Source organism: Pseudomonas sp. Sample_9 (assembly GCF_004307535.1).
In the GTDB taxonomy this organism is placed as follows: domain Bacteria; phylum Pseudomonadota; class Gammaproteobacteria; order Pseudomonadales; family Pseudomonadaceae; genus Aquipseudomonas; species Aquipseudomonas mercuritolerans.
The window spans coordinates 1-1,517 of the sequence record NZ_RAZO01000308.1 but is presented as its reverse complement, the minus strand read 5'-3'; the positions used below and the strand labels follow the sequence as shown (position 1 = coordinate 1,517).

The 1,517-nt window shown below is 57.9% G+C and carries 2 protein-coding genes; both read right to left on the bottom strand.

Annotation, left to right across the window (positions count from 1 at the left end; genetic code table 11):
- Positions 1–123: 123 nt before the first annotated feature.
- Positions 124–1,344, bottom strand: coding sequence for a CaiB/BaiF CoA-transferase family protein (locus tag D6877_RS17205; protein ID WP_130911552.1), 1,221 nt, complete (start codon positions 1,342–1,344; stop codon positions 124–126).
- Between the two features lie 14 nt (positions 1,345–1,358).
- The coding region (locus D6877_RS17200; RefSeq protein ID WP_277751488.1) for an acyl-CoA dehydrogenase family protein at positions 1,359–1,517 on the bottom strand (159 nt) is incomplete at its 5' end.

Sequence of the window (1,517 nt, the reverse complement as noted above, 5' to 3'; positions counted from 1 at the left end):
CGAATTATAGACCTCTGGAATCTGCCGTCAACCGTTAATTTCGCTTTTCTTTCAATAACTTGCGTATTGGTTAAAAAACATCCAATCAGATGAGAAAAGAGCTCCTTCTATATAGAAGAAGACTTAAAGGACGCCTTCCTCCTTCAACATAGCCACCGCACCTGCCCCCAGGCCCAGCACCCGCTGCAGAACCTCTAACGTGTGCTCACCTAATAAAGGAGGCGCATGACGATATTCAACGGGCGTCTCCGACAATCGAATCGGGCTGGCCACCTGGGGCACCATCCCCGCCAATGCATGAGGCAGTTCGATCGCCAGACCGCGCGCCTTCACTTGTGGATCTTCAAACACCTGCGACAGATCATTGATCGGCCCACAAGGCACACCCGCATGCTCCAATTGAGCAACCCACTCGGCTGTCGTCTTGAAAACCGTCGCCTGGCGGATCAGTGGAATCAACACCGCGCGGTTCGCCACTCGCAGCTTGTTGGTCGCGAAGCGCGGATCATCCGCCCAGTGCGGCTGCCCGGCGACTTCGGCGAACTTGCGGAACTGCCCGTCATTGCCCACGGTGAGGATGAAGTCGCCATCCGCCGTAGGAAAGTCCTGATAAGGCACGATATTGGGATGGGCATTGCCCAGACGCTTTGGCGCATTGCCGGTGGTCAGGTAGTTCATCGCCTGGTTCGCCAGACATGCGACCTGTACATCCAGCAACGCCATATCAATGTGTTGGCCGCCACCGTCATGATCGCGATGCGCCAACGCCGCGAGAATCGCCACCGTCGAATATAGCCCGGTGAGAATATCCGTCAGCGCTACGCCCACTTTCACCGGGCCAGCACCTTCATCTCCTTCAGGTCGACCAGTCAGACTCATCAAGCCGCCGAGGCCCTGGATCATGAAGTCATACCCTGCCCGCTTGGCGTAAGGACCGGTCTGACCGAAGCCGGTGATAGAGCAATAGATCAGATTCGGGTTGAGCGCCTTCAGCGACTCATAGTCCAGGCCATAGGCCGCCAGACCGCCCACCTTGAAATTCTCGATGAGGATGTCCGACTTCGCCGCCAGGTCGCGCACCAGCTTCTGCCCTTCAGGACGGGTGAAGTCGATGGTCACCGATTGCTTGTTGCGGTTGGCCGACAGGTAATAAGCCGCTTCCGACGTGTTCTCGCCGTAGGCGTCTTTAAGGAAGGGCGGGCCCCAGGCGCGGGTGTCATCACCATTGCCCGGGCGCTCGACCTTGATCACTTCGGCGCCAAGGTCGGCGAGGATCTGTCCGGCCCAAGGCCCGGCCAGTACTCGCGATAAATCCAGTACCCGCAGATGCGACAGCGCGCCCATGGTCCGCCCTCCTATTAATAGAACGCCTGCAGACCGGTTTGTGCACGCCCGAGGATCAGCGCGTGAACGTCATGGGTACCTTCATAGGTATTCACCACTTCCAGATTGACTAGATGACGAGCGACACCGAACTCATCGGAGATGCCATTGCCACCGAGCATGTCCCGCGCCAT